Annotated in this window: 29 protein-coding genes; 15 read left to right on the forward strand and 14 right to left on the reverse strand. The window is 62.0% G+C overall.

Going from position 1 to position 25979, the window contains the following annotated elements; genetic code table 11:
* Nucleotides 1-4: 4 nt before the first annotated feature.
* From AC6I97_RS03640 to AC6I97_RS03660, 5 genes are all read right to left on the reverse strand, one after another.
* Nucleotides 5-1009: a hydroxyacid dehydrogenase gene (locus tag AC6I97_RS03640; RefSeq protein ID WP_497944096.1), complete on the reverse strand. Its 1005-nt coding sequence runs from the start codon at nt 1007-1009 to the stop codon at nt 5-7.
* Nucleotides 1006-1923 carry a carbohydrate ABC transporter permease gene (locus tag AC6I97_RS03645; RefSeq protein WP_224165742.1) on the reverse strand — a complete coding sequence of 306 codons (918 nt, stop codon included), beginning with the start codon at nt 1921-1923 and terminating at the stop codon, nt 1006-1008. Before AC6I97_RS03645 ends, AC6I97_RS03640 begins: the two co-directional genes overlap by 4 nt.
* Complete coding sequence (locus AC6I97_RS03650; RefSeq protein ID WP_497944097.1) at nt 1920-2849, reverse strand: carbohydrate ABC transporter permease; 930 nt, start codon at nt 2847-2849, stop codon at nt 1920-1922. The genes AC6I97_RS03645 and AC6I97_RS03650 overlap by 4 nt, the downstream gene beginning before the upstream one ends.
* 57 nt (nt 2850-2906) lie before the next feature.
* Nucleotides 2907-4214, reverse strand: a complete 1308-nt coding sequence (locus AC6I97_RS03655; protein ID WP_497944098.1) for an ABC transporter substrate-binding protein — start codon at nt 4212-4214, stop codon at nt 2907-2909.
* A 131-nt stretch (nt 4215-4345) separates the two neighbouring features.
* The gene (locus AC6I97_RS03660; RefSeq protein ID WP_497944099.1) at nt 4346-5452 is read right to left on the reverse strand and encodes a substrate-binding domain-containing protein; all 1107 of its coding nucleotides are present in this window, start codon (nt 5450-5452) and stop codon (nt 4346-4348) included.
* A 171-nt stretch (nt 5453-5623) separates the two neighbouring features.
* Here AC6I97_RS03660 and AC6I97_RS03665 point away from each other — a divergent pair, with 171 nt between their 5' ends.
* The 5 genes from AC6I97_RS03665 to AC6I97_RS03685 all read left to right on the forward strand — a co-directional run bounded on the left by AC6I97_RS03665 (nt 5624) and on the right by AC6I97_RS03685 (nt 10408).
* On the forward strand, nt 5624-7567 hold the full coding sequence (locus tag AC6I97_RS03665; protein ID WP_497944100.1) for a DUF2264 domain-containing protein: 1944 nt from the start codon (nt 5624-5626) through the stop codon (nt 7565-7567).
* A 131-nt stretch (nt 7568-7698) separates the two neighbouring features.
* Nucleotides 7699-7902, forward strand: coding sequence for a hypothetical protein (locus AC6I97_RS03670; protein ID WP_224093121.1), 204 nt, complete (start codon nt 7699-7701; stop codon nt 7900-7902).
* Between the two features lie 93 nt (nt 7903-7995).
* Complete coding sequence (locus AC6I97_RS03675) at nt 7996-8799, forward strand: DUF1206 domain-containing protein (RefSeq protein WP_497944101.1); 804 nt, start codon at nt 7996-7998, stop codon at nt 8797-8799.
* Between the two features lie 92 nt (nt 8800-8891).
* A complete protein-coding gene (locus AC6I97_RS03680) occupies nt 8892-9827 on the forward strand; it encodes an SDR family oxidoreductase (protein WP_497944102.1) in 936 nt (311 codons plus the stop codon).
* A gap of 26 nt (nt 9828-9853) precedes the next feature.
* On the forward strand, nt 9854-10408 hold the full coding sequence (locus AC6I97_RS03685) for a cysteine hydrolase family protein (RefSeq protein WP_497944103.1): 555 nt from the start codon (nt 9854-9856) through the stop codon (nt 10406-10408).
* Here the strand turns inward: AC6I97_RS03685 and AC6I97_RS03690 are convergent.
* From AC6I97_RS03690 to AC6I97_RS03700, 3 genes are all read right to left on the reverse strand, one after another.
* Nucleotides 10405-10665 (reverse strand): hypothetical protein, encoded by a 261-nt coding sequence (locus AC6I97_RS03690; RefSeq protein ID WP_224093138.1) that lies wholly within the window; start codon nt 10663-10665, stop codon nt 10405-10407. The genes AC6I97_RS03685 and AC6I97_RS03690 overlap by 4 nt on opposite strands.
* Nucleotides 10658-10930, reverse strand: a complete 273-nt coding sequence (locus AC6I97_RS03695; RefSeq protein WP_224093148.1) for a GlsB/YeaQ/YmgE family stress response membrane protein — start codon at nt 10928-10930, stop codon at nt 10658-10660. Before AC6I97_RS03695 ends, AC6I97_RS03690 begins: the two co-directional genes overlap by 8 nt.
* Before the next feature lie 313 nt (nt 10931-11243).
* Nucleotides 11244-11432 carry a CsbD family protein gene (locus tag AC6I97_RS03700; RefSeq protein WP_224093815.1) on the reverse strand — a complete coding sequence of 63 codons (189 nt, stop codon included), beginning with the start codon at nt 11430-11432 and terminating at the stop codon, nt 11244-11246.
* Nucleotides 11433-11618: 186 nt separating this feature from the next.
* On the opposite strand from AC6I97_RS03700, the gene AC6I97_RS03705 reads away from it, so the two are divergent.
* Nucleotides 11619-12068, forward strand: coding sequence for a hypothetical protein (locus AC6I97_RS03705; RefSeq protein ID WP_224165735.1), 450 nt, complete (start codon nt 11619-11621; stop codon nt 12066-12068).
* A gap of 77 nt (nt 12069-12145) precedes the next feature.
* Here the strand turns inward: AC6I97_RS03705 and AC6I97_RS03710 are convergent, their stop codons facing one another.
* The gene (locus AC6I97_RS03710; protein WP_224165734.1) at nt 12146-12850 is read right to left on the reverse strand and encodes an alpha/beta fold hydrolase; all 705 of its coding nucleotides are present in this window, start codon (nt 12848-12850) and stop codon (nt 12146-12148) included.
* Between the two features lie 97 nt (nt 12851-12947).
* Nucleotides 12948-13517: a YdeI/OmpD-associated family protein gene (locus AC6I97_RS03715; protein ID WP_224165733.1), complete on the reverse strand. Its 570-nt coding sequence runs from the start codon at nt 13515-13517 to the stop codon at nt 12948-12950.
* 158 nt (nt 13518-13675) lie between these two features.
* Here AC6I97_RS03715 and AC6I97_RS03720 point away from each other — a divergent pair, with 158 nt between their 5' ends.
* The 6 genes from AC6I97_RS03720 to AC6I97_RS03745 all read left to right on the forward strand — a co-directional run bounded on the left by AC6I97_RS03720 (nt 13676) and on the right by AC6I97_RS03745 (nt 20231).
* Entirely contained in the window at nt 13676-15190 is a 1515-nt protein-coding gene (locus AC6I97_RS03720) for a fumarylacetoacetate hydrolase family protein (RefSeq protein WP_497944104.1), read from the forward strand.
* Entirely contained in the window at nt 15183-15851 is a 669-nt protein-coding gene (locus AC6I97_RS03725; protein ID WP_309928213.1) for a GntR family transcriptional regulator, read from the forward strand. The genes AC6I97_RS03720 and AC6I97_RS03725 overlap by 8 nt, the downstream gene beginning before the upstream one ends.
* A gap of 86 nt (nt 15852-15937) precedes the next feature.
* A complete protein-coding gene (gene hpaE / locus AC6I97_RS03730) occupies nt 15938-17452 on the forward strand; it encodes a 5-carboxymethyl-2-hydroxymuconate semialdehyde dehydrogenase (RefSeq protein ID WP_497944105.1) in 1515 nt (504 codons plus the stop codon).
* 104 nt (nt 17453-17556) lie between these two features.
* Nucleotides 17557-18654: a 3,4-dihydroxyphenylacetate 2,3-dioxygenase gene (hpaD, locus tag AC6I97_RS03735; RefSeq protein ID WP_309928212.1), complete on the forward strand. Its 1098-nt coding sequence runs from the start codon at nt 17557-17559 to the stop codon at nt 18652-18654.
* Nucleotides 18655-18657: 3 nt separating this feature from the next.
* Complete coding sequence (gene hpaH / locus AC6I97_RS03740) at nt 18658-19443, forward strand: 2-oxo-hept-4-ene-1,7-dioate hydratase (protein WP_477515422.1); 786 nt, start codon at nt 18658-18660, stop codon at nt 19441-19443.
* Nucleotides 19428-20231 (forward strand): aldolase/citrate lyase family protein, encoded by an 804-nt coding sequence (locus AC6I97_RS03745; protein ID WP_224165730.1) that lies wholly within the window; start codon nt 19428-19430, stop codon nt 20229-20231. The genes hpaH and AC6I97_RS03745 overlap by 16 nt, the downstream gene beginning before the upstream one ends.
* Here AC6I97_RS03745 and AC6I97_RS03750 read toward each other — a convergent pair.
* Nucleotides 20225-20629, reverse strand: a complete 405-nt coding sequence (locus AC6I97_RS03750) for a nuclear transport factor 2 family protein (RefSeq protein WP_497944106.1) — start codon at nt 20627-20629, stop codon at nt 20225-20227. The two genes, AC6I97_RS03745 and AC6I97_RS03750, sit on opposite strands and share 7 nt — an antisense overlap.
* 99 nt (nt 20630-20728) lie before the next feature.
* A complete protein-coding gene (locus tag AC6I97_RS03755) occupies nt 20729-21268 on the reverse strand; it encodes a hypothetical protein (protein WP_497944107.1) in 540 nt (179 codons plus the stop codon).
* A gap of 238 nt (nt 21269-21506) precedes the next feature.
* On the opposite strand from AC6I97_RS03755, the gene AC6I97_RS03760 reads away from it, so the two are divergent.
* Together AC6I97_RS03760 and AC6I97_RS03765 are read left to right on the forward strand one after the other, a co-directional pair.
* Nucleotides 21507-22715 (forward strand): aspartate transaminase, encoded by a 1209-nt coding sequence (locus AC6I97_RS03760; protein WP_497944108.1) that lies wholly within the window; start codon nt 21507-21509, stop codon nt 22713-22715.
* A 22-nt stretch (nt 22716-22737) separates the two neighbouring features.
* The gene (locus AC6I97_RS03765) at nt 22738-23412 is read left to right on the forward strand and encodes a 4-carboxy-4-hydroxy-2-oxoadipate aldolase/oxaloacetate decarboxylase (protein ID WP_224165729.1); all 675 of its coding nucleotides are present in this window, start codon (nt 22738-22740) and stop codon (nt 23410-23412) included.
* A gap of 178 nt (nt 23413-23590) precedes the next feature.
* On the opposite strand, the gene AC6I97_RS03770 is transcribed toward AC6I97_RS03765, so the two are convergent.
* Entirely contained in the window at nt 23591-23812 is a 222-nt protein-coding gene (locus AC6I97_RS03770) for a hypothetical protein (protein ID WP_224165728.1), read from the reverse strand.
* A 124-nt stretch (nt 23813-23936) separates the two neighbouring features.
* Nucleotides 23937-24890, reverse strand: coding sequence for a LysR substrate-binding domain-containing protein (locus AC6I97_RS03775; protein WP_224165727.1), 954 nt, complete (start codon nt 24888-24890; stop codon nt 23937-23939).
* Nucleotides 24891-25190: 300 nt separating this feature from the next.
* Between AC6I97_RS03775 and AC6I97_RS03780 the strand changes: the two genes are divergently transcribed.
* Entirely contained in the window at nt 25191-25979 is a 789-nt protein-coding gene (locus tag AC6I97_RS03780; RefSeq protein WP_497944109.1) for a LamB/YcsF family protein, read from the forward strand.

A 25979-nucleotide genomic window follows, 5' to 3' on the forward strand; every position in this document is an offset into this window, starting at 1 on the left:
TGCGCTATGCCATGAACGCCAGGTCTTCCGCCTCCACTGGAAATTGCAGCGCTTCCCCCCTGGACAACCGCAAAGCTTCGCCTACTGCGCTCGCCGCCATCCGCTCCAGCTCGTTACCCAGCGACCCTGCCAGATGGGGTGTCAGCAACACGTTGGGATGCGTGTAGAACCGGGAATCGGAAGGCAGTACCCACGGCGTCGTCACGTCCAGCACAGCATATAGATCGCCGCGCTCAAGCCGGGCCAAGAGGGCGTCCTGGTCCACCAACTCGCCGCGCGAGGTGTTGATAAAAGTAGCCCCCGGACGCATCCGATCGATGCGACCGGCGTCGATCAGGTTCTTTGTGGACGGTAACGACGGCGCGTGGAGGCTGACGATGTCGCAGCCCGCCACCAGTTCATCCAGGCTTACAAGCTCGACGCCGAGAGCGCCCGCCTCAGCGGCGGACAGGTACGGGTCGGCCACCACGATGTCCAGCTCGTAAGCGGTAAGCAGCCGGATGACGTGACGGCCGATCTTTGACGCCCCGATAATTCCGACGCGCTTGCGGTAGTTGCCCATGTCGGGGAAGAGCTGTTCAGGGAGGACCTCCATCCGGGTGCTGTGCAGGGCGCGGGCTATTTGCAGGACCCGTTTGTTGGCCAGGACGATCATGGCCACGGTGTATTCGGCCACGGGAATGGCGTTGGCGTCCGCGGCGGAACTCACCAACAAGCCCCGCTCCCAGCACGGGCCACTGATGTGGTGCTTGACGCTTCCGGCGGCGTGCAGGACGTAACGCAACCGTGGGGCAGCGTCCAGCACGTCGTCGTCGATCATTGGACAACCCCAACCAGTGATGAGGATGTCCGCTTCAGCCAGGAGTGCCCGGCCGGATACTGAACCAAAGTCCTCGATCGGATTCCGGCTGAGGAGGTTCAAAGCAGGCTCCAGCGGATCCAGGCTTCGGGACGGGAACACGGCCCGGGCAGTGTGGACAGGCATGGCCAAGGCAACGTTCAGGCTCATTTGACGCTCCCTGCCGTGAGACCGGATTTCCAGAAGCGCTGGAGCATGATGAACGCGAGCAGCAACGGAATGATGGACAAAAGTGATCCTGTGATGACCATCGGCGTGAACTCGGGCTGGGGGAGTGAGTATCCCTGCCAGATCGAAATCCCGACGCTGACAGGCAGCAGCTGCTGGTCCTGGAGCATCACCAGCGGGAGCATGAAGTTGTTCCACACGCCAACAAACTGGAACAACGCGATGGTGATGTAACCCGGCATCATCATGGGCAACCCCAGGGAAAAGAAGGAGCGGATCGGTCCGGCTCCGTCCACGCGCGCTGCCTCCAACGTTTCGCCCGGAACGTACGCCGCCGAATACACGCGGGCCAAGTACACGCCGAACGGGTTGCAGAGCACGGGGATGAGGATGGCCCAGATGGTGTTGGTGATGCCAAATACGGAGGCCAGCAGATACATCGGAAGGACTGTGGCTGTGTTGGGAATCAGCACGCCCACAAGGACCAGGCCGAAGAATGAGTCCTTGCCGCGGAACTGGAATTTATCGAAGGCGTAGCCAGCCATGACAGAGACCAGTCCACCAAAGATGGCCCCGAACGCGGCATAGAACATGGAGTTGGCCATCCAGCGGAGGAACACGCCACCATCCTGCCCAAGAACGGCGCCAACGTTCTCCACAAAGGAAGGTTGCCCGAAAGCATAAGCACCGGTGGAATAGAGATCGGCGGCGTTCTTGGTGGAGGCAAAGAACAACCACAGGACAGGCAGCACCATGTAGGCGCAACCCAGTATCAGCAGCGCGTTCACGGTGAACGCACTTGCCAGGCCGCCGCGGGTGCCACGACTCCGGCGGCGTTTCCTCGACGGCGCAACCGGACCGGTAACCCCTGGACGGGACAACGTTGAGGTGCTCATGCTTTGTTCATCCTTGAGCTGAAGCGGGTGACGGCCCAGGACAGCACCGCTGCCATGAGCGCGATGATGATGGAGGCCGCGGCGGCCTGGTTGAGGTTGTGCCGGTTGAAGGCGGCATCGTAAGCCCACATGTTGGGAACCCAGGTGCTGGTTACGGAGGCCGTTGCTTTGGAAATGATGGACGGCTCCGTGAACAACTGCAGGGTTCCGATCACTGTAAAGAGCATGATGACGCCAAGTGCAGGCAGGATCAGCGGCAGCTTGATGCTGATGGCAGCACGGATTTCGCCTGCGCCGTCCACCCGGGCGGCTTCCAGGGTTTCCCGCGGAACCGCCTGAAGCGCGGTGAACAGCACAATGACGTTGTAGCCCGTCCACTCCCACACCGCGATGTTCACGATGGACGGCAGGATCATGTGGTTGTCCAGGAAGTCCAGGGAAATGCCGCCGGATTCCAGGACCGAAACGATCGGGCTGACACCGGGGGTGTAGAGGTAGGCCCAGATCAATGCAGCGATGACGCCCGGCACCGCGTGGGGGAGGAAGACGAGGAGCTGGAACAGCTTCCGGGCACGCGCTGCGGCAGCATCAAGCAGCAGTGCGAAGGCCAAGGCGCCGCCCACCATGCACGGGATGTACAGCAGGCAGTACATGATGAGGCGACCTATGCCGCCCACAAAACTTTCCGATTGCAGGACCTGCAGATAGTTCTCAAGTCCCACGAACGAGGTCTTGGCCTGGCCGAAGCCGAGTCCGGACTTCTGCTGGGCGAAGAAGCTGAGCACGATCGAGTAGATGACGGGTGCCACCATCGCCAGGGTAAACACCGCGAAGAACGGGGTCAGAAAGAGGGCGGCTGTGCGGCCGCCGGTTCCGGACATCGTGCGGGGTTTCCTCCGGGAGGTAGCAGGTGCCTGGTTGGCCATGATGATTCTCCTCGCTGGTGGGGCGCCCCTATGAAGGGACCGCCCCACCGTGCGGGCCTACTCCTTGACGGAGAGGCCGTTCTGCTTGAGTCCGGCTACGGTTGCGGTCTGGGCGGTATCAACGGCGTCCGCGACCTTGCCGCCGGTGGTCAACTTTCCGTAGGCGTCCTTGAGAGCCGTGTTGGTGATGTCCCAATTGGGACCCCATTGCCACCCCGGGGTAATGGTGGAGTATGCATTGTCGAAGACCTCGTAGATGTCGTTGCCGAAGTAGCTGGCATCGAATGCCTGCTGCGCAACCGGTGTCAGTCCCGGGAAGGCGAGGAAAGCCGAACCGGTGTTGCCGCGTGCTTTGATGGCGTCCGCGTTGGTTGCGAGGAACTCGATGAACTTGGCCGCAGCCGCCGGGTTCTTGCTGCTCTTGGTGATGTTGAAGCTCGAGCCGCCATAGAACGCATCTGCCGGAGTTCCCCAGTTGGGCACCTCCGCTGCGATCCACTGTCCTTTCTGGCCGCTTGCTTCGGTACGCTTCTGGATGCCGGTGGCACTCCAGTTGGCGCCCAGAACACCGACGACGGCGCCGCTCGCCAAATCTGCCGACCATTCGTCGCTGAAGGACTGTTGGACCTTGACGATCTTTTGGTCGATCAGCTTCTGCCAGAACGCGGCGACTTTTTGGGTGGGCTCATCGTTCACGCCAACCTTCCAGCTGTCGCCTTCGGTACCGAACCATTTGGCTCCGGCTTGCCAGGACAAGGCGGCAGTAAGTGCGGCTTCGTTGGGGTTGAAGCTGGCCAGGTGTGCTTCCGGGGCTACTGCCTTCAGCTTCCTGCCGGCCTCTTCGAATTCGTCCCAGGTTTTGGGGACGCCGACGCCGGCCTTGTCCAGCATGTCCTTGCGGTACCACATGATCATCGGCGCGGCGTCGTAGGGGAGTGCGTACGTCTCTTCGCCGAATTGAACCAGGGCTTTGGTCCCGTCCGTTAGCTCGTCCACTGTTTCGGCCTTGTTGATCAGCCCGTCCAGTGGCTGGAGCTGGCCGTTGCTCACGAACTGGGGAAGCTGCGGGTATTCGATGGTGGCAACGTCCGGGCCGTTGCCGGCGGTGATTGCAGTGGACAACTTGGCGTAGCCGCCGCTCGCTCCGTTGGGGACGGTTTCGAAGTTGACCTTGATTTTGCCCTGGCTCGCGTTGAAGGCTGCGGCCACCTTGTCCATCCCGGCCATCGACGACCAGAAAGTGATGGTCCCGGACGGGTCTTCAGTGGGCGTTGGCGTGGCTGCCGGGGTGCTGCCACAGCCGGTGATGAGGGCAGCACTTGCCATGATGCTGACTGCTCCAAGCAGAAGCTGGCGACGCTTCATTCTGTTCTCCTTTGAAGTTCACGATGCGAAGTCGTGGTGTGCGCGGGGCACCTTGGACTAGGCACAATGAAAGCCACAAAAGTGAACACACACAACGAAGTGAACAGAAGTAAACAAATGATGAGGCGGGCTTACACCTGTGTTGAGTCGCGAACCACCAACTCCGGCGAGAGGTTCACGCGCTGCAGCGCGGACGTGCTTCCACGACGTGCGCCGATCCGGTTCAGGCACATCACCAGGGCCTGATGCCCGACGTCGTACTTCGGTGGTGCAACCGCGGTCAGGGGAACGGCCCCCAAAGCGGCGATTTCGTCGTCGTACGCAATGATCGCAAAGTCCTCCGGAATGCGAAGCTGCCGTTCCTGGCACGCGCTGGCGAACTGGAGTGCGTCCTCATCAGTGTGGACAATCGCGGCTGTGACGTCGGTTTTTGTACACCAATCGAGGATGCCGCCCACCACCAGTCGGTGGGCCTCGGGATCATTCTGGGCCCGGGACATCGAACGAACCATCGAATCCACGTCGCGATGCCCGGCACGCTGCATGGCCAGGTGGTAGCCATCGATAAGCTGCGGCGCAGTCGGGCTGTTCTCGCGAAGGCACATGGCGATCTTGCGGTGGCCAAGGCCCAGGAGATGGTTGACGGCGATTTCCGCGCCGCGCACGTGATCACTTCGCACGGCTTCGAGGCGGCCGTGGTCCAGCGCGTTGTCAATGGAACGCTCGACGACGACTACCGGCACCACAGCTTCAGCCAACAGGTCCATCGTCTCTGTGCCAGCCAAGGATTGCTCGCTCGGCGTGATCAGGATCCCGTCCACGCCGTGTTCATAAAGGCGGCGGAGCTGGCGGCGTTCCTCCTCGCTTGAGTAGTTGGTCACGCCCAGCACCAACCGCACACCCGCTTCCTGGGCAGCCGCCTCGGCGCCGCGGATCACCCCCGGGAAGTAGTACGACGCCGAGGGAACGATCATGCCGATCGTCGCCAAGGGTCGCCTCCCGCCCGGTCGCCAGGACGTTGATTGCTGTGGTGTCGCACTACTTCCGGAAGCACGGCCGCCGATGGGAACAGCTCCACCATGGACCCGCTCGAGCAACCCCTGCCCGGCAAGTAGCGCGAGGTCCCGGCGCACTGTCATGCCGGACGTTCCAAGCTTGGCCGCGAACTCGGCAGCGTTCAGGGATCCGTGAAGGGCCAATTCCCTCAGGATGAGCTGTTGACGATCCTCCGACAGCATGCAGGTTTCCGCCTTCAAGTTCACTTGTGTTCAGTTTGTTCATTATGAACTATCACGCAACATTCGGTCGGGGACGAGAGGTGCACGTTCAGTTTTGTTCAACTCGCGCCATGAGGCGGATGAGGAGCCTAAGGTTAGGGCTCACCGTGTCCGCACCCCCGCAGGAGACCCATGGCCACCGGCTTCACCATGCCAGCACCGGATTACGAGCTCAGCCCCATCACTGGATGGACGCGGGAGCACTGGGTCGCTTTCGCGGATCAGCAACTCCTCGCGGTGCGCCCCTGCTTCTCCGCGCAGAAGGCATTGATCCGGCTGAGCGGCCGACCGTCGTCGTCGGGTGTTTTGTCCGACGGCATGGAGGGGTTCGCGCGCACCTTTATGCTGGCCGCCTTCCGGGTGGCGGGAGAGCAGGGCAACGACCCGCACGGCCATCTTGACCTGTACAGGACGGGCCTCCTTGAGGGTACGCGGCCAGGTGGTCCTGAAGCGTGGCTGCCCATTTGTGACCGCTCGCAGCCGATGGTGGAAGCCGCCTCCATTGCACTGGGCCTGCAACTGACCAAACCCTGGCTATGGGACACACTGTCCGGGGACGAGCGGGCCCAGGTGGCCGAGTGGCTGCAGGGTTCCTCGCGGAGTACCTGCGTGGACAACAACTGGGTGCTCTTCCAGGTCCTGATCGCCGAGTTCCTGGCTGGCGCCGGATTCGAGCACAACGCGGCGCAGATCGAACATGGACTGAAGCGGCTCGAAGACTGGTACGTCGGCGGCGGCTGGTACCGGGACGGGGATAACGACGGCACGGGCGATTTCTTCGACTACTACTGCGGCTGGGCCCTTCATCTTTATCCGGTGTTGTGGGCCGGGTTTGCGGCCAACCGGCACCCGGAAGCCCAAGCCAGGTCCGAAATCTACAGGGCCAGGCTCGTCAGGTTCCTGGCCGATCACGTGAGTTTTTTCGGCGGGAACGGCGCGCCGGTTTTCCAGGGCCGCTCACTGATCTACCGCTATGCCGCCGTGGCTCCCTTGTTCCTCGGGGAGGCCATCGGCGCGACACCACTCAACCCCGGACAGACCCGACGCATCGCCAGCGGCGCAGCAAAATACTTCCTCGATGGCGGCGCTTACGACGACGGGCTGCCGTCGCTCGGTTGGCTCGGCGCCTTTGAGCCGATGACCCAGGAATACTCCGGTCCAGCGTCGCCGTACTGGACCTCCAAGGCTTTCGTGGGACTTCTCCTCCCCTCCGACCATCCAGTGTGGACCGCCGTCGAACAGCCCTCGCCCCTGGAGGGCATTGACGCCGTTAAGCATGTAGAAGGCCCTAATTACCTGCTCCACTCCACTGCCGTGGACGGTATCGCCCGCGTGCTCAACCACGGCAGCGACAAGTACTACGCCCCCGGACCGGACGCCCCCAACTACCGCCGCCTCGCATATTCGAGCCACACCGCACCGCTCTTCACCAAGGACCCTGTGGACAACCACTTCGCCGTCCTCGATGCCACCGGAACACCCAGCCGTCGCGCGAGGATTCACCGGCTCAAAGCCGGGCATCTTCAAGCCGGGCATCACCAAGCCTGGCATCTCCAGGCCGCAAGCTGGCATGCGCCAGTCTGGAGCGACGAGGAGGATCCCGCCAATTCCCGCTGGCGGGTGGCAACAGCGACAACTGCTGCCAGCGGATATGAGCTCAGGGTCCACGTGGTTGAGGCCCCCAATGTGGACGAGAACAACCCAGCGCAGGCGCCGTCCGGGCTGCGCGTGCGCGACGCCGGATATGCGCTCGCAGATACCCGGCCGCCTGAGCTGGATGACCACGTTCTTGGAATCGGCGGACTCCACACAGGCATATGGCCGTTGCACGGATACTTCGACAACGGCACCTTCCGGGCCGAGGGCGTCTCGCCGTTGGGTGGGCACGCTGCGTGCGGATACCTGGAAGGCCGTTTGGCAGGCGGTCGCAGCATCTTCGCCTCGCTGGTCTACCTGGGAGGCGAGGCACCAGCAGCGGTTCCTGCCGACGTCGTGATTAACGACGACGGCACGCATGTAAGGGCGCACGTTACCCTGTCGACGGGGCAACAACTGGAGGTCCTTTTCGCCTTCTGAACCTGCCTTCGAAGCACGGCGGATTCTTGAGGGAATCTTGAGATGACCCGGCGTCCTTCTTGAGGGCCCCGTCCCATGGTTGAACTATCAGCCAATGGAGTTGATGGGAACTCTCAGGAAGGACCACCGAAATGCCTGACCAGATCGCAGCCACGTCCCTGAATACCGGAGCTGCCCACGTGAAGTCCGACCCCCTTGCGGGTACCGGGGAAGCTGACGGACGTGGAGGCGAAGTCCCAGGCCAGGCCCGTGCCGTCACCAGCGTCCGCGAGCAGTTCAACCCTTTGGGTGTGGGACTTCGGAGCATCTGGCCGCAGTCGGTGTGTGGCTTCTAGCAAGCCACCTGCGCCCCGTGGTCTTGTGCTCGTTCGAGTGGCACCATGGTGACAAGTCACAAAATAATAAGGAGGCTTGTCATCAAAGAGGAGATGAAGAAGGCCGCTGATGTGGCCGAGGAAGCCTCAAACTCACGTGCCCTGGTTGTTGTAGCGAGGGCTGGATACGCCGTCAGCGGACTCCTGCACTTACTCATCGGGGTTATTGCGTTTCAGCTCGCCTTTGGGCGCGGTGGTGAAGCCGACGTCAGTGGCGCTGTTGCCCAACTGGCCGCCCAACCGGTGGGTCCCATCCTGCTCTGGGCGTGCTTCGGCGCCTGCGCTGCCTTGGCCTTGTGGCAATTGGGCAACGCCACCCTCGGCTACCGCAAGGCATCGGACAACAAACCATCCAAGCGGCTTTCCGCTGTGGCCCAGGCAATCGTGTTTGCAGGCCTGGCGGCCACCATCCTGTCTTTCACTATGGGGCAGGGAAAGAACAGCCGGGAGTCTGCCAGCGATGTAACCGTGACGCTCATGAAGGCGCCGTTCGGGATAGTCCTGCTTGTCGCAATTGGCGCCGGCATCATGATCACCGGCGTTGTGTTCGCGGTCCGCGGCTTTATGAGGACCTTCGAAAAGGACCTCGCGCTCTCGGTAAAGGAGCCGACCCGCAAGTTCCAATCGGGTGTTGGAGTGGTGGGCTACATCGCCAAAGGCATTGCCCTGTTGCTCGTAGGCCTGCTGGTGGTCATTGCCGCGGTCCGTGTTCAGCCAGAACAATCCACAGGACTTGATGGAAGCCTGCGGGCTTTGAGGGAGCAACCGTATGGTCCGTACCTTCTGGCCGCCGTTGCCGTGGGCCTGATCGCCTACGGAATATTCCTCATGGTGAAGGCCAAAACGCTGCGGACCTAGCCCTTTGCGTGCGTTTAGAGTCCAATGAGCCTGGGTACAGCCAACGGTAGCCTCGCAAGCCGGGAATCAGACATCTGAGAAAGGCCAGAACCATGACTCAAGCCGACCCAAGCCACAGTGGACAGCAAGGAAGCGGGGATCATCGCCTCACCTCGGCCCCGAAGGATCCCCGCAGCGGATATCACTCCGACGAATTTCCCCAACAGGAGCAAGAACAGCCTGGCCTGACCAAGCCCTTGAACCCCCAGCCCGATCATGGCGAGTCCAGCTATGTGGGGCACGGGCGCCTGCAGGGCAAGAAAGCCCTGATCACCGGCGGTGATTCAGGCATCGGAGCCGCAGTAGCGATCGCGTATGCCCGTGAAGGTGCGGATGTGGCCATCAGCTACCTTCCGGAGGAGGAAGAAGACGCGAAGTCGACGGCGGAATGGATCCGTGAGTGCGGGGCGCAGGCACTGTTGCTGCCCGGCGACGCGCGCGACGAAAAGTTTGCTTCTGAGATTGTGGAGCGAACGGTGCAGGAGCTCGGCGGCCTCAACGTTGTGGTCCTGAACGCCGCGTACCAAAAGAACCGCGAGGGTTTGGAGACGATTCCTACCGAGGAATTCGATCGGGTCTTCAAAACCAACCTGTACTCCTTGATCTGGACAGCACAGGCTGCGATTCCGCACCTGCGCCCGGGGGCGTCGATCATCGTCACGGCGTCTATCCAGGCTTTTAATCCTTCCGCCCAGCTGGTGGACTACGCCATGACCAAGGCCGCCCAGGTGGCATTCACCAAAGCCATGGCAGAGGAACTCGGGCCTAAGGGAATCCGTGTCAACGCAGTGGCCCCGGGCCCTATTTGGACGCCGTTGATCCCCGCCACCGAGTGGCCGGACAAGCTTCCCACCTTCGGCCAGGACACGCCGCTGGGCCGTGCCGGACAACCTGCTGAGCTGGCACCGGCCTATGTGCTCCTCGCATCCGACGAAGGATCCTACATCTCAGGCGCTGTGCTTCCGGTGACAGGCGGCAAGGGTCTCTGACCCAGGATTGGAAAGGGTATGCCCGCATGATTGCTGTGCTGGTAATCGATATGCAGAACGCCTTTTTTGAGGAACCGGCCCTGAAACGGCGTCAGGAAGAAGTTGTTGCTGCGTGCAACTCATTGACCAGTGCAGCGCGCGCTGCAGGGGCAAACGTGCTCCTGGTTGCTACCCAGCACGAGCGCGACAAGTCCACGTGGAGCCTGAACATGCTGGACGATAACCAAGGCTTCATCTTCAGGGGAAGCGAGCAGGCCAACTTCGTTCCAGGCCTGGTGACGGCCGACTTCCCGCAGATGGTCAAAACCCGCGACAGCGCGTTTTTCGGTACGGACTTGGGGATGCGCCTCAGGAACTGGGGTGTCGAAACTGTAGTTCTGGCCGGCGTCTCGGCCCACAACTGCATTGCCCAGACTGCCGCTGACGCTTTCGCCCATAACACTCGGGTGATCTATGCGGCCGAAGCCGTGGCAACAGAGAACCCGGAGGCTGCCGAAGCAGTCCTCCGGGTTCTTACCCGTGAATATCGTCAGAGGGTCTTGCCGCTTGACGAGGTGCTGAAACTCTTGAAGGCGCCCTAAGGGTGGCCCGAGCCGGAAGCTTCGTCATCCGGCTCGGACGAGAACGGCCTGTCCTCGGGCGTGTCCTCCGTATTGTGCTCGTCGAGCTCCGCATCCGCAGACGGGACCGTTTTCTCGGCGTAGTCACCTGCGGTGTAGTCCCCGCCGGCGTCCTCTTTCAGGGCTTCAGGCGATGCTCCGGCAGCGCCGTAATCACCTTCTGCGTATTGACCCTCAAGGTCGTCCTGGTTGGTGTTGGGCGTGGTTTCGTCAGCCATGGTGGGCCCGGCGTCCTCCTGTGGCCAGCCCGTAGATCAGCAGAACGATGATGGATCCGCCGATGGCCAGGAGCCACGTTCGAATGGCGAAGAATTCTGTCAGGCCCTCGCCGAAGATCAGGCCGCCGATCCAGCCGCCCAACAGGGCGCCGACGACGCCCAGCAGCAAGGTGACCAACCAGCCGCCTCCCTGGCGTCCCGGAAGAATAAGCTTTGCGATAGCCCCAGCCAAAAGGCCGAGCAAAAGAAAACCAAAGAAACCCATTTTTGCTCCTACTTTCTTGTTGATGGAAATTCCATGAACTCGGTGAAGCGGTTCCGTTCATCGGTTGTCAGTTCCAGCGGCTAAGCGCTGTAACAGGGCCACAAGAGGCCCAGTGGAATATGGGGCGGGACATTATTTTGCAAACGTCGATGAATTATTAAATGCAGCCAAAAGCACTCCTGTCCAAGGGGCCGGACCGTAGTACTACAACAGCAACGCTAGCTGGTCCCGGGAACAACAGCAAGTAACCTTGCTATTTTTGCCGGTCGGGCCCCTTGCCCCCTGGACGGGGTTGTATGGCCGTGAAATCCGGCTACTTATCGCCGAAGGCGTCCTTCGCGGCGTCCTTGACCTTCTCGCCAGCCTGCTTCACATTGGCCGACGCCTGGTCGCCCATGCCCTCGGCCTGGAGGTCCCGGTCGCCAGTGGCTTCGCCGGTCTTTTCCTTGACCTTGCCCGTTGCTTCTTCCGTGGCATTCTTGATCTTGTCATCCAGTCCCATGGTTTTCACTCCTCGGGTTGCCATGTGGTTGTAGCCTGCGGGATTTCCGCTGGTTGGCATTAAAGTTTAGTCCTCTTTCTCAATTCAGCAAATGTCCATTAACCGCCCGCCCTTGAAAGCACACGTGACAGTGGGTGAAGGCCGGACTAGTGTCGTAGGAATAGCACCTCGAAAGGAGTGGGTCCTGTGAAAGGGAAAGCATTGTTCGCCGCCGGCATCGCTGTTGGCTATGTGTGGGGGTCCAAGTCTTGGCCGGAGGTGTATCGGCGCGTTCGCGGAGGCGCCCAAAAGGTCTGGAAGAACCCGGAGGTTCAAGAGAACGTCCATCACGCCACGGAAACCGTCCAGGAATCAGTCCCGGACATCCTGGACAATCTGTACGCCGCGGGCAAGAAGCTCCTGGAGAAGGCGGAGACCATGTTTCCGGGCATCCTGGAGACAAAGTCCGGGCACCAAGGCAACTCCAGCACGGGTTCTTCTGCTTCTGCTTCCGCTCCGGCTTCCACCTCAACGCCACCGGTCAGGTCGGACGTAGTATCCGATCCTGCACTCGACGATCAGACAGGAAGCGATTGGACGGACGAAGGCGGTGCAGCGCCGGAAGGGCCCGCGACCAACACGCCCGCCAAGCCCTGACGCATTACGGGCACGCCTCAGAATCTCGGCGTTTCAGGGGTGGCTCTGCCCCGAAAGGCTTATCCCGCCGTCGAGCGCTATTTCGCGCGCTCGACGGCCGACAGGATGGCTTCACCCAGTTCACGTGGCTTGGTGAACTGTGGCCAGTGTCCGGTGGGTAGGTCGATGAAATCAACGTCCCGGATCCGCGCGAGTTCCTCCGTGAACGGGTGCCCGGCATCCATCCATTCCTGAAGCAGTGATGATGGGAACTGGCAGGCGATGATGGTGGCCGGGACGTCATAGCGCCGGACATCGTGAAGGTGTTGTTGGTCGAAGGCAACGCCCTTCGGTTCGGGGATGGCCCGTGAACGGAAACCTTCCTTGAGGTCGTCAGTCAGGTCGATGAGATCCGCATCTTCAAAACCTTCCCAGGGCGGGAGGGGGATTTCGTCGCCGTCGTCGGGCAGTTCGTCGTTGATCACGCCGCCCTCACCCAGTGGCCCGCTGTCCACATAGATGGCCCGATCCACGCGATCCGGACGGGCGTCGATAACGCCGTGGATGATTGCGCCCCCGCCGGAATGGCCCACCAGGACCACATCGCCGCCGAGGGAATCCACCTTGTCCACCACGGCGTCGATATGTGTGCGAAGGCCAATCCCGGCGCGTGGCGTGTCAACGGACTCCAGCCCGGGAAGTGTCAGGGGGTGAACCGAGTGCCCGGCTGCGACAAGGGGCGGCGTCACCTCCGCCCATGATGACGCGTCCAACCAGAAACCGGGTACCAGGATGATGTCCATGCGGGTACCCTACGGGAGTCCATGCAGGGGATGCACGCATTTCTTGATGGATGATTTGGCAGGCCGCCTCGTCATATGCGCGCCGATCCAGCAGAAATTACGCTTCCCCCATCAGCTTCCCAAGGCAACGTGCCATTGCCTTGGCTCGTGAGTCCGCCGTGCGGGCCTTGAGCAACTGCAGGATGATGAGGTAACGCTGCGTCTTCCCGAGGCTTTCGAATGCTTCGCGGGCTGCTGGGTTGCTGGCCAAGGCGGCCGCGAGGTCTTCCGGAACCTCCGCGTTGGCCTGGGAAACGTAGGCAGCTTCCCAGCGGCCATCAGCCTTTGCGGCGTCGATTTCAGCCAATCCCGCAGGATGCATGCGACCGGATTCGATCAACGCCTCCGCCTTGCCGACGTTCACTTGTGACCATGAGCTTCGCGGCCGGCGCCGCGAATATCGCTGCAGGAAAGTCGAGTCGTCGTTGCCTTGGCGCTGCCCGTCGATCCAACCGAAACACAGGGCGCCGTCCAGGGCCTCCCCAATGCTGAGTAGTTGGGCACCGGCGTTCTTCTTGCCGATCACGAGCCAGGCTTCGGCCCTTTGTTCGTAGTTCGCGGCGAGCCAGGACTCCCATTCGGAACCGTTGGCGAACCTGAGCAACTGGAGGTCGTTCTTTTCCGGCACGTACTTCCTTCCCTGCTTTGGGGATCAAAACAACCACTATGTCCGGATGAATGCGTTTGGGAAAGGGGGTTGACGACTTGCGCTTCAAGGGCAATAGTTATCGTATACGATTTCGTACTTGATGGATGTTCGATCAGATATTTACAAGAGGAGGCGCCGTGACACTGGAGTTTCGGACCGGGGAAGTCAGCCAGGACATGCTGGCCCGTACGCGCAAAGTCATTGCGGTCCACATCAACTACCCCAGCCGTGCAGCGCAGCGCGGGCGTACTCCCGGGCAGCCGTCGTACTTCCTGAAGCCGTCCACGTCCCTGGCGCTCGGCTCCGCTGATGCTCCCGGCACTGTTGAACGTCCGGTCGGCTGCGAACTGCTTGGATACGAGGGCGAGATTGCGTTGGTGATCGGCAAGTCCGCCCGCCGCATTGGCCTCGAGGATGCCTGGAGCCACGTCGAGTGGGTGACCGCTTCCAACGATCTGGGAGTCTACGACCTCCGTTATGCGGACAAGGGCTCCAACGTCCGCTCCAAGGGCGGCGACGGGTTCACGCCCGTGGGTCCCGCGCTGATCCCCGCCGACGCGGTCGATCCCGCGGCCCTGCGGATCCGCACCTGGCACAACGGCGACCTCGTCCAGGACGATACCACCGAAGACCTGCTCTTCCCGTTCGCGCAGCTCGTCGCGGACCTCTCCCAGCTGCTCACGCTCGAAGAGGGCGACATCATCCTGACCGGCACCCCTGCCGGCGCGTCGGTTGCCAAGCCGGGTGACGTCGTCGAGGTTGAGGTCAGTGGCGGTCGCTTCACCAGCGGCCGCCTGACCACCAAAGTAACGGAAGGCACGACGCCGTTCGCGGACTTTGGTGCCAAGCCCAAGACTGATGACACCCAGCGGGAAGAGGCATACGGATCCCGTGAAGCTGCGGGGCTCCCTACTTATGTCTCCGTCCTGACGCCCGAGCTGAGGGCGAAGCTGGAAAGCGTCGCAACGGCTACGCTTTCTTCGCAGCTCCGCAAACGCGGACTGAACAACGTGAGCATCGACGGCCTGCAGGCTACGCGCCCGGACCGCAAAGTGGTGGGCCTCGCCCGGACCCTCCGCTATGTGCCCAACCGCGAGGATCTGTTCAAGACCCACGGCGGCGGATTCAATGCACAGAAACGCGCGATTGATTCCGTGAACGAAGGCGAAATCCTCGTGATGGAGGCCCGCGGGGAGAAGGGCACCGGCACGGTTGGCGACATCCTGGCGCTGCGTGCCCAGGTGCGGGGGGCCGCTGCGATCATCACCGACGGTGGGGTCCGCGACTACTCAGCAGTGGCCGAGCTGGAGATGCCAACGTATTTCGCGAACCCGCATCCGGCAGTCCTGGGTCGCCGGCACATTCCCTGGGATACGGACATCACCATTGCCTGCGGCGGAGCCACGGTGCAGCCCGGCGACATCATCGTTGCCGATTCGGACGGCATCCTGGTGATCCCGCCAGCCATCGCCGAGGAACTGGTGGATGACTGCATCGAGCAGGAAAAGGAAGAGGCTTTCATCTTCCAGATGGTCAAGGAAGGGAACAGCGTGGATGGGCTTTACCCGATGAACAAGGAATGGCAGGCACGCTACGAGAAATGGGTTGACTGGCAGAGCCGGCAAGTCCCGGAAGGAGCCCAAGGTGACTGAAACCGCCGTCGAAAGCGCCGCTGCCCAAAGCAAGTCGCAACAGGCGTATGACGCCGTCAAGGCCAGGATCGTGGAAGGCGTCTACACGCCGGGTTACCGGCTGGTGCTCGCGAAGATTGCCGAGGACCTGGGCTTCAGTGTGGTCCCCGTGCGGGAAGCGATCCGCCGTTTGGAAGCCGAAGGCCTGGTGAAGTTCGAGCGGAACGTTGGCGCCACCGTCTCCGGAATTGATCCCACCGAGTACCTGTACACCATGCAGACCCTAAGCATCGTGGAGGGTGCGGCTACCGCGTTGTCCGCACCGTTGATTGATTCCGTTGCGATCGCCCGGGCCCGCGCCGTGAACGAGGAAATGCGGGAATGTCTGGAGCACTTCGATCCGGTTCGTTTCACTGCTTTGAACCAGGACTTCCACAGTGTCTTGTTTGAGCATTGCCCCAATCCGCACATCCTGGACCTGGTACATCGTGGATGGAACCGGCTGGCCTCCCTGAGGTCCTCCACGTTCCGCTTCGTTCCCGGCCGCGCCCAGGAATCGGTGCGCGAACACGAGGCGCTGCTCCAGCTCATCGAAACAGGAGCGGACGCAGACACGATCGAAAAAGCAGCCCGACGACACCGCGCCGCCACCCTCGACGCATACCTGGCCACCACCAACTAAAAGCAACCCGGGGTCACTTACGGCCCATAAACGCACCGCACATGGGCCATAAGTGACCCCGCGTTGGATGAAAGAGGAAGACAACGATGACGACCCCTGTAGAAACAACAGCAAAGCATTACGTACCCGAGAACCTGCCCACGCACATCCAGCACTTCATCAACGGTGAGTTCGTTGACTCGGTGTCGGGCAAGACCTTCGATGTCCTGGACCCGGTGTCCAACCAGAACTACGCCACGGCCGCGGCTGGTCAGAAGGAAGACATCGACCTCGCCGTCGCCGCCGCGCGCGAAGCGTTCGTCAACGGACCGTGGCCGAAGATGAAGCCGCGCGAACGTGCCCGTGTGCTGAACAGGATCGCCGACGCCGTGGAGGCCCAGGAAGAGCGCCTCGCGGAGCTGGAGACCTTTGATACGGGTCTGCCGATCACGCAGGCGAAGGGCCAGGCGTTGCGTTCAGCCGAGAACTTCCGCTTCTTCGCGGACCTGATCGTGGCACAGTTCGACGACGCCATGAAGGTCCCCGGCTCGCAGATCAACTATGTGAACCGCAAGCCGATCGGCGTCGCGGGCTTGATCACGCCGTGGAACACTCCTTTTATGCTCGAGTCCTGGAAACTCGCCCCGGCCCTGGCCACCGGCAACACCGTCGTGTTGAAGCCTGCCGAGTTCACGCCTTTGTCCGCGTCTCTGTGGGCAACCATTTTCAAGGACGCGGGCCTGCCCGACGGCGTGTTCAACCTGGTCAACGGCCTGGGCGAGGAAGCCGGTGACGCCCTGGTGAAGCACCCGGACGTGCCGCTGATCTCCTTCACTGGCGAGACCACCACGGGACAGACGATCTTCCGCAACGCAGCAGCCAATCTCAAGGGCCTGTCCATGGAGCTCGGCGGCAAATCCCCGTGCGTCGTCTTTGCTGACGCCGATCTTGATGCCGCGATCGACTCCGCCCTATTCGGTGTGTTCTCCCTCAACGGCGAACGCTGCACTGCTGGCTCCCGCATCCTCGTCGAGCGCGCTATCTACGACGAATTCTGCGAAAAGTACGCCGCCCGGGCCAAGAACATCGTGGTGGGTGACCCGCACGATCCCAAGACCCAGGTCGGCGCGCTGGTTCACCCGGAGCACTACGAAAAGGTGGCCTCCTACGTGGAGATCGGCAAGTCCGAAGGTCGGCTCCTGGCCGGCGGCGGCCGACCCGACCACCTGCCCGAAGGCAACTACATCGCACCCACGGTGTTTGCCGACGTCGCGCCTGATGCGCGGATCTTCCAGGAGGAAATCTTCGGTCCCGTCGTGGCCATCACGCCGTTCGAGAACGACGACGAAGCCCTCGCCTTGGCGAACAACACGAAGTACGGCCTGGCGGCCTACATCTGGACGCAGAACCTGACCCGGGCCCACAACTTCTCCCAGAACGTGGAAGCCGGCATGGTGTGGCTGAACAGCCACAACGTCCGTGATCTGCGTACCCCGTTCGGTGGCGTCAAAGCTTCGGGACTGGGCCACGAGGGCGGCTACCGTTCCATCGATTTCTACACCGACCAGCAGGCTGTGCACATCACGCTCGGCTCCGTTCATACGCCCAAGTTCGGCGCCTAGTACCCAACTAGGTCGCAATAGTGCGCGTTTTGAACGCTCATAACGTGCACAACTGCGACTCAGTTGGGTCCCCACAAGAACCCTTTCAACGAAGAGAGACCACCATGAGCAACCCCTTCACCGGCCCCATCCCCACACCCACGGTCCCGGCTCCGGACATCGTCCGCTGCGCCTACCTTGAACTCGTGGTCACGGACCTCGCCAAGTCCCGCGCGTTCTACGTCGACCTGCTCGGCCTGCACGTCACCGAGGAAGACGAGAACACCATCTACCTGCGCTCCTTCGAGGAGTTCATCCACCACAACCTGGTCCTCCGCAAGGGCCCGGTCGCCGCAGCAGCCGCCTTCGCGTACCGCGTGAAGTCCCCGGCCGAGGTTGACGCCGCTGAAGCGTACTATCGCGAACTCGGTTGCCGGGTGGAGCGCCGCAAGGAAGGTTTCACCAAGGGCGTTGGAGATTCCGTCCGCGTGGAGGACCCGCTGGGCTTCCCGTACGAGTTCTTCTACGACGTTGAGCACGTGGAGCGCCTCACCCAGCGCTATGACCTCTACTCCGCCGGCGAGCTGGTCCGCCTGGACCACTTCAACCAGGTGACCCCGGACGTCCCGCGCGGACGCAAGTACCTGGAAGACCTCGGCTTCCGCGTCTCGGAAGACATCAAGGACTCCGACGGCGTCACTTACGCCGCGTGGATGCACCGGAAGCAGACCGTGCACGATACCGCGTTGACGGGCGGCAACGGACCCCGCCTTCACCACATCGCCTTCTCCACGCACGAGAAGCACAACATCATCCAGATCTGCGACAAGATGGGCGCCCTGCGCATCTCCGACCGCATCGAACGTGGACCCGGACGCCACGGTGTGTCCAACGCGTTCTACCTCTACATCCTGGACCCGGACGGCCACCGCGTGGAGATCTACACCCAGGACTACTACACCGGCGATCCGGACAACCCCACCGTCACCTGGGACGTCCACGACAACCAGCGCCGCGACTGGTGGGGCAACCCCGTCGTCCCGTCCTGGTACACCGAAGCCTCGCTGGTCCTGGACCTGGACGGCAACCCCCAGCCCGTCATCGAACGCGAAGAGAAATCCGAAATGGCCGTCACGGTCGGCGCCGACGGATTCTCCTACACCCGTCCGGAAGGCGCCGCGGGTGAGGCCGCTGAAGGCTTCAAGTTGGGGGCGCAGGTCTAAACCATGATGGATGCGAAGACGATCGAAGCAATTGCCGACGAACTGCTCGAAGCCGGCCGGAACCGCAAGCCGGTCCCGCGCCTCACCGCCCGCTACCCTGACATGACGGTCGAGGATTCCTACGCCGTCCAGCAGCTGTGGCGTCGACGGAACGAGGAAGCCGGTCGCACGTTGGTGGGGCGGAAGATCGGCCTCACGTCCAAAGCCATGCAGGCCGCCACGGGCATCACCGAACCGGACTACGGGGCGATCTTCGATGACATGGTGCTGGAAACCGGGTGCTCCGTGCAATGGGACCAGTACACGCACCCCCGCGTTGAGGTGGAGCTCGCCTTCGTGCTGAAGGACGCACTCAAAGGGCCTGGTTGCACGATTTTCGATGTCCTCAATGCCACCGACTACGTGGTTCCGGCCCTCGAAATCCTGGACTCCAGGATCGAAATGGAGGGCCGGACCATCGTGGACACCATCTCGGACAATGCAGCTATGGGGGCCATGGTGATCGGTGGCCGACCAGTGCGTCCCGACGCCGTCGATCTCCGCTGGGTCTCTGCGATTCTCTACAAAAACCAGACCGTGGAAGAGACCGGAGTAGCCGCGGGAGTGCTGGATCATCCGGCAAACGGGGTGCACTGGCTGGCCAACAAAATCGCCGCGCACGGGGACTCAATGAAGGCCGGAGATATTATTCTTGCGGGCTCGTTTACCCGGCCCTTGTGGGTGTACAAAGGTGATACCGTACACGCGGACTACGGACCTTTGGGAGTCGTGACATGCAATTTCGACTGAGCCCCACCTTCTATTCGGCCCTCTCAGAGGCTGGCCGTCCGTTGGCTGGCATGTGGGTTTGTTCCGGTAGCCCATTGGTGGCTGAGGTGTGTGCGGGATCCGGGCTGGACTGGCTGTTGATCGACGCCGAGCACAGTCCCAATGGCCTCGAATCGATTCTTGCGCAACTCCATGCCGTGAGTGGCTACCCCGTGCAGGCCATGGTCCGGCCGCCGGTCAACGACACGGTGGTGATCAAGCAATACCTTGACCTCGGAGTGCAGAATCTCCTGATTCCCATGGTGAATTCTGCGTTCGAAGCCGCTTCCGCAGTGGCAGCCGTCCGCTATCCGCCGCTGGGTGTACGTGGAGTGGGTTCTGCTTTGGCCAGGGCGTCACGCTGGAACCGTGTTCCTGACTATCTGGCTGCTGCTTCAGAATCGATCAGCCTCACAGTTCAGATTGAATCCGAGGCAGCGGCTTCGGCAGTGGAGGAAATCCTGTCTGTCGACGGCGTGGACGGCATCTTCCTTGGCCCCTCGGACCTCGCAGCTTCCATGGGTTTGCTGGGACAGCAGGAGAATCCCTTGGTGAGGGCCGTCGTCGAGCATTGCCTTGAAGCCGCCAAGGCGGCCGGCAAACCAGCCGGCGTCAATGCCTTCAATGAGTCCACCGCCCGCGCCTATCTCGACGCCGGTGCCTCCTTTGTGCTGGTGGGCGCCGATGTTGCTGTTCTGGCCCGCGCCTCGGAAGGGTTCGCCTCGACGTTCATTCCTGTGTCCGAAACGGCGGAGCGCGACAGCTACTGAGCCACTTCCCCGGTTGTACTGTCGGGCTCGGTGTCGGGCGTTGATTCCTTCCTGGCCATGTACCACTCGGTGAATTCGCGCGCACGTCCATCCTGGGCAAAGCGGATGACCCAAAGGTTGTCGTAGGTAGGCTCGCCGTTGAGGTAGGTGGTCACGGCCTGGACGAAAGCCGTGTCACCATCCTGGCCAAGGAGCGTCCACTCGAAGGTCCAATCATCGGGCGTGTCGCCGGCGTCCAACCATGCTTTCACGATTTCTTCATGGCCGTTCCACGGTGATTCAGTGTTCGGCCTGTCGTAGTAGATGGCGTCCTCAGTGAACAATGCCCGGATGTCATCGGGCTCATTCGAGGTCCACGCGCGGATATATTGGCTCATCCAGGAGTTCACGTCGGTCATGCCTCCGTTCTACCCTCCACGACTCGTGGGTTCAACGGTGGGCGCTTACGTTCCTTCCCAGTTAGCGGGCCGGCAGTGGGACTCCGACGGAGCGTCGCGCTACGCCGACCGGGCAAGGCCCCGGGATGCCCGTCGGATGTGGTCAGGAGTGAGCCCGGTCAACGTGGCGAGTCCGAGGTCATCGAAAACCCGGGTGCGGAGAGCCATGACGATCAGGGCCTCGCGTGCCTCCGTGATCCGGTCACGATGTAGTCCAGCTGCTTTCAATTCGTCACTCTTGGCCTTCAACCTAGCCACGTGCGCATCGCGGGGGACGCCGCTCGCGTGGAGGTCGTCATAAGCCAAACCGATGGTCCGGACAGTCCGCAGGTTCTCCCCGGTGACTGCGGCAACTGTGGTCAAGGGCAGCCCGTCTTCCAAGGCTTGGGCGATCATGTCGTTCCGCGCCGCGGTCAGGGTCCTGATGGCGCTGGAAGCATGGGACAGGAGCTGGCGATGCGCTGCAAGTGCATGGGCGAGCCTGGCGCGCTCACCTTTGGCCGCTGCATGAGACGGGGCTTCTGACCGTGACGCCTTGGCCCGGTAGGTGTAGCGGCCGGTGGCTGACCGGCCTTGAACGGAAACGGTTGCGGCTCGCATGGGCTCCTTTCCGACGAGTGGTGAACACTTCTGAGCTATGAATCTAGGCATCCTTCAGCCGCCGGAGGAAATACCAATACCGCGTGAACCCATAAGCAAAGTGCATGTAAGCGCGTCATAAGAGTCCCTTATTGATCCACGCACATTAGGTCTTATCCACAGCGCCCGCGGATCCCTAGTCTCGAAAAAGGGGATACGCGAATCCGCGCGTCCTGAGTTCCACATTTCTGGAGGAGACATGTCCGACTACGTGCCGGCGTCGAGGGTCACCCGCATCAAGTCCTCAGCGAGCGTCGCCGCCGCCGCCCGCGTCCGCGAACTGAAAGCTGAAGGCATCCCGATCATCGACCTGACCGTCGGCGAGCCGGACTTCGACACCCCGGAGCACATCAAGGCTGCCGCCATCGAAGCGATCAACGCCGGCGAGACCAAGTACACCTCGGTGACCGGTACGCCCGAGCTGCAGACCGCGATCCTCCGCAAGATCGAGAACCACACCGGGCATCACTATGAGCCCAATCAGCTGACCATCGGCGGCGGTGCCAAGCAGGTCCTCTACGTTGCCCTAATGGCCTCGCTCAACGAAGGCGACGAAGTGATCGTCCCCGCGCCGTACTGGGTGTCCTACCCGGATATGGTCCTCGCCAACGACGGCACGCCTGTGATCGTCCCTTGCGGCGAAGACAAAGACTTCAAGCTGACGCCGGCTGCCCTGGAACAGGCCATCACCCCCAAGACCAAATGGCTCATCCTCAACGCGCCATCCAACCCGACCGGCGCCGTCTACTCACGCGAGGAACTGCGGGCACTGGGGGCGGTCCTTGAGGAGCACCCGCATGTCTTCATTCTCACCGACGAGATCTACGACGAAATCCACTTCGGCGATGGCCGCGTCACCAGCCTGGTCACCGCCGCACCGGCGCTCAAGGAGCGCATCCTCTTGGTCAACGGCGTCTCGAAGGCTTACGCCATGACTGGCTGGCGGCTCGGCTACGGTGTGGGTCCGGCGCCCTTGATCGCGGCAATGAACAAGCTGCAATCGCAGACATCCTCGTGCCCCTCGTCCATCAGCCAGGCCGCAGCAACAGCGGCGCTGAACGGCGACCAGTCCTTCGTCCGCGACAGCGTGGAGGTGTATCGCAAGCGCCGGGACGCCGCCGTCGAAGGTCTCAACGCCATCAACGGACTGTCCGTCGCTCCAGCCGAAGGCGCCTTCTACGCGTACGTGAACTGCAGCGGCGTTATCGGCAAAACCGCACCCGATGGCAAGGTCATCGAGAACGACCAGGACTTCACGCTCTACCTGCTGGACGCGGCCCGCGTGGCCGTCATCCAGGGCTCGGCCTACGGCTTGGGCCCTTACTTCCGGATCTCCTTCGCCACCTCGCTGGAGACCATCAACGCCGGCGTGGACTCAATCCGCGACGCCGTCAACGCCCTGTCCTAGGCCCCACAGAAAGATCCCTCAAATGATCCACGTTAAGACCAAGTTCGAGCGCCCTGATGCCGACGTCGTCAGCCGCCTCGCTGCCTTTTCCTCAGCGACCATCCATGAAGCACAGGGCCGCCGCGGCGCGTTGAGTTCCAGGATCAAACCGATCGACCGTTCCATGTCTTTCTGCGGCCCGGCCGTTACTGTCGCTTGTGCGCCGCAGGACAACCTCATGCTTCAGGTCGCCATCCACTACGCCCAGGCAGGCGACGTCGTCCTGGTGGGGGCGCAGGAAATGACCGAGGCCGGCACGTTCGGCGACGTCCTGGGCAACGCCATGAAGGCAAAGGGCATCGCCGCGATGGTCACCGATTCCGGCGTGCGCGACACCCAGGACCTGATCGAACTCGGCCTGCCCGTGTTCTCCGGCAGCGTCAGCATCAAGGGCACAGTCAAGGAAACCCTCGGCCCGATCAACCACCCCATCGTCTTCGGCGACGAAATCATCTACCCCGGCGACATCCTCCGCGGTGACGCCGACGGCGTGGTGGTTATCCGTCGTGAGGAGGCCGAGGAAGTCATTGCACTGTCCCAGGCCCGCGACGACCACGAGCGCGAACTCATCAAGCTGTACCACGACGGCGGCAACACCATCGAGCTCTGCGGCCTGACAGAGAAGCTCAAGGAGAAGGGCCTCCTGGTCGAAGACTAACCGTCCGCACAGGGCCGGTCGCGCGTCTTGGAAGGCGTTGCGGCCGGCCCTTTGGTGTGCACTCTTTTGGGCATGATAAAGGCGCCTTGCCAGTGGCAGGGCGCCTTAAGGTGCTACGGCTTTTGTTGATGTACGACGGCGGCTGGCCGGGTTTCGCGGGAAGCCTGGGACGGATGGGTCAGTCAAGTCCGGAGTGTCCGGGGCGGGTGTCCACGAGGTGCCATTCGATGCTGCTGCCGGCGTGGGCGGGCATCAGGCTTCCTTCGAAGACGAACAATGGTTCACCAATGCCACCGATCGGACGCCAAAAACCATTCCGTGGGCAGTGAAATCCGGTTCGTGCGCTCATCGTTCCGCGGGTTGGATTGGAAACCCATCCGGCCGTGCTGATCTTTTTCACCGTTTATTCCTTTGAACTTGCCCGCGGAATCCGTGAGCTGCTTTCGAATTTCTTGCTAATTCGATAGTAGGAAATTAAAACGGCATTGAATAAGACCAAAGCTGACTGTCCAGATAAGGCTTTGTTATGGATGGGCCGGTAGCTGCACGGGGTCGGTTCCGTACTTGTTGATCAGTTGTTGGTGCAGCATCTCCTTGACCACCAGCAGCACAGCGGAGGCAGCCTCGGAGAGCGGCTCGTGGTCCGGAGTGCAAAGGGCGATCTTGCTCTGCAAGCCAGGCTCGATGATGCGCAACACCTTGAAATCCTGGTCCGGGAAGAGGGCATCGGCAGCGGATTTGGGTAGGACAGTGCCGCCCAGGTTCGCTCGGATAAGCCGGATCAGCGAAGGGACAGACTCCACTTCCCCCACCAGGCGGAGCGGCAGGTCCTGGTCGGCCAGGCCTTTCTCAATGAGCTGCCGCAGGGTGTGGTTCTTCTCCGGAAGGAAGAGTCCCACCGTGCTCGCTTCCGCGAGCGTGATGGTGTCCTTGCCGTCTTTGCCGAGGGCGAGGTCCACGTCCGGGTGCACCACCAGGTGCAGGTCCTCAACAATCATGGTGGTGAACTGAACCCCTCGGATCTTCCCGGGCTCGTAGATGAGGGCCATGTCGAGGCGGCCGTTCTTGATGGCTTCGCTCAACACGCCGCCAAAAATCTCTGTCAGGTGGACCACGATATCCGGGTAACGCCGTCCCACTTCCCTGATGATCTGGGGCGTCAGGCTGGAAGCCATGCTGTAGGGCGCGATCGCGATGGAGACCCTGCCGGAGGGTGCAGCTCCGGAGGTGGCAACGTCCTGCCGGGCCTGCTCAACCAGGCGCAGGATCGACTGGGCATGGCGGTATAGCGTATGCCCGGCTGCGGTCGGCTCAACACCTTGCTTGCTCCGGATCAGGAGCCGCTGTTTGAGGTCGTTCTCCAGTGCGGATACTTGCTGGCTGAGAGCAGGCTGGGCAACGTGCAGGGCGGCGGCGGCCTTGGTAATGCTTCCCGAATCAACGATCTGCACGAAGTATGAAAGCTTTCGTGTGTCCATGATCTGCCTTCCTAGAGAGCCACGTCCCCGGGTGGCATGCCATAAGGAAATTCTATCCGGGGCAGCACTGGGACCCCTGCCACAGTACAGGGTGGTGCAGGTCATAACGGAGAGCTATCACGGGATAGCTATTAGGTCTTTGTGCAACATAGTTGACCGGTGCGAGACTTTTGGAAAGAACTTCAGGCAACGCTTTGGAATCCATAAGCGTCAGACATTTACCGGGAATTCAACTAATCCTCGTGCGGATTATTTATGCCCTTCCCGGACTTGAATGCAAAACCACGGAAAGAGAACCACGTGAACCCGACAATTGATCTTGTAGCGGATCTTGGGGAGGGATTCGGCGCCTACACCATTGGCGACGATTCCGAGCTCCTGGAGATCGTCACAAGTGCCAATATCGCATGCGGGTTCCACGCCGGTGATCCCGACATCATGGCCTCCACTGTTGCTGAATGCGTTCGCCGCGGCGTAGGCATCGGCGCCCACCCGAGCTTCCCGGACCTGCGTGGCTTTGGTCGCCGTGACATGGGCCTGAGTGCTCAGGAAGTACAGAACGATGTGCTCTACCAGCTCGGCGCCCTGAACGGCTTTGCCGCCTTCCAAGGCACCAAGGTCACCCACATTGCTCCTCACGGCCGGCTGGGCAACCTCGTGGCCGTCCGCGCCGACTATGCACAGGCCGTGGCGGAAGCCGCTGCCTCTGTGGACAACGAGCTCATCGTGGTGGCGCAACAAGGCGAACTGGCCAGGGCAGCGCGCAACGCGGGACTGGACGTGGCAATCGTTGGCATCGTGGACCGTGGCTATCAGGAAGACGGCACGTTGGTTCCCCGGAGCCAGCCGGGCGCCGTCTTGCACGAACCGGCAGAGATCGTGGAGCGGACCCTGCGCATGGTTGTCGAAGGCAAGATCCGCTGCGCCAACGGCGTGGACATGGATATCGATGTCGACACCGTCCTCCTCCACGGGGATAACCCCGGTGCGGTGGAACTTGCCCGTCTGATCCGCTCGGAGCTCGTCTCTGCCGGCGTGCGCGTCGCCCCGCTGGCCGAGGTCATGGACGCCATGAGGAAGGCGGCCTGA

The organism is Arthrobacter sp. TmtSoilC48, assembly GCF_059739425.1.

Coding starts and splice junctions, on each gene's coding strand:
- AC6I97_RS03640 (WP_497944096.1), bottom strand. CDS start 1,009: ATGAGCCTGAACGTTGCCTTGGCCATGCCTGTCCACACTGCCCGGGCC.
- AC6I97_RS03645 (WP_224165742.1), bottom strand. CDS start 1,923: ATGAGCACCTCAACGTTGTCCCGTCCAGGGGTTACCGGTCCGGTTGCG.
- AC6I97_RS03650 (WP_497944097.1), bottom strand. CDS start 2,849: ATGGCCAACCAGGCACCTGCTACCTCCCGGAGGAAACCCCGCACGATG.
- AC6I97_RS03655 (WP_497944098.1), bottom strand. CDS start 4,214: ATGAAGCGTCGCCAGCTTCTGCTTGGAGCAGTCAGCATCATGGCAAGT.
- AC6I97_RS03660 (WP_497944099.1), bottom strand. CDS start 5,452: ATGCTGTCGGAGGATCGTCAACAGCTCATCCTGAGGGAATTGGCCCTT.
- AC6I97_RS03665 (WP_497944100.1), top strand. CDS start 5,624: ATGGCCACCGGCTTCACCATGCCAGCACCGGATTACGAGCTCAGCCCC.
- AC6I97_RS03670 (WP_224093121.1), top strand. CDS start 7,699: ATGCCTGACCAGATCGCAGCCACGTCCCTGAATACCGGAGCTGCCCAC.
- AC6I97_RS03675 (WP_497944101.1), top strand. CDS start 7,996: ATGAAGAAGGCCGCTGATGTGGCCGAGGAAGCCTCAAACTCACGTGCC.
- AC6I97_RS03680 (WP_497944102.1), top strand. CDS start 8,892: ATGACTCAAGCCGACCCAAGCCACAGTGGACAGCAAGGAAGCGGGGAT.
- AC6I97_RS03685 (WP_497944103.1), top strand. CDS start 9,854: ATGATTGCTGTGCTGGTAATCGATATGCAGAACGCCTTTTTTGAGGAA.
- AC6I97_RS03690 (WP_224093138.1), bottom strand. CDS start 10,665: ATGGCTGACGAAACCACGCCCAACACCAACCAGGACGACCTTGAGGGT.
- AC6I97_RS03695 (WP_224093148.1), bottom strand. CDS start 10,930: ATGGGTTTCTTTGGTTTTCTTTTGCTCGGCCTTTTGGCTGGGGCTATC.
- AC6I97_RS03700 (WP_224093815.1), bottom strand. CDS start 11,432: ATGGGACTGGATGACAAGATCAAGAATGCCACGGAAGAAGCAACGGGC.
- AC6I97_RS03710 (WP_224165734.1), bottom strand. CDS start 12,850: ATGGACATCATCCTGGTACCCGGTTTCTGGTTGGACGCGTCATCATGG.
- hpaE (WP_497944105.1), top strand. CDS start 15,938: ATGACGACCCCTGTAGAAACAACAGCAAAGCATTACGTACCCGAGAAC.
- hpaD (WP_309928212.1), top strand. CDS start 17,557: ATGAGCAACCCCTTCACCGGCCCCATCCCCACACCCACGGTCCCGGCT.
- hpaH (WP_477515422.1), top strand. CDS start 18,658: ATGATGGATGCGAAGACGATCGAAGCAATTGCCGACGAACTGCTCGAA.
- AC6I97_RS03745 (WP_224165730.1), top strand. CDS start 19,428: ATGCAATTTCGACTGAGCCCCACCTTCTATTCGGCCCTCTCAGAGGCT.
- AC6I97_RS03750 (WP_497944106.1), bottom strand. CDS start 20,629: ATGACCGACGTGAACTCCTGGATGAGCCAATATATCCGCGCGTGGACC.
- AC6I97_RS03755 (WP_497944107.1), bottom strand. CDS start 21,268: ATGCGAGCCGCAACCGTTTCCGTTCAAGGCCGGTCAGCCACCGGCCGC.
- AC6I97_RS03760 (WP_497944108.1), top strand. CDS start 21,507: ATGTCCGACTACGTGCCGGCGTCGAGGGTCACCCGCATCAAGTCCTCA.
- AC6I97_RS03765 (WP_224165729.1), top strand. CDS start 22,738: ATGATCCACGTTAAGACCAAGTTCGAGCGCCCTGATGCCGACGTCGTC.
- AC6I97_RS03775 (WP_224165727.1), bottom strand. CDS start 24,890: ATGGACACACGAAAGCTTTCATACTTCGTGCAGATCGTTGATTCGGGA.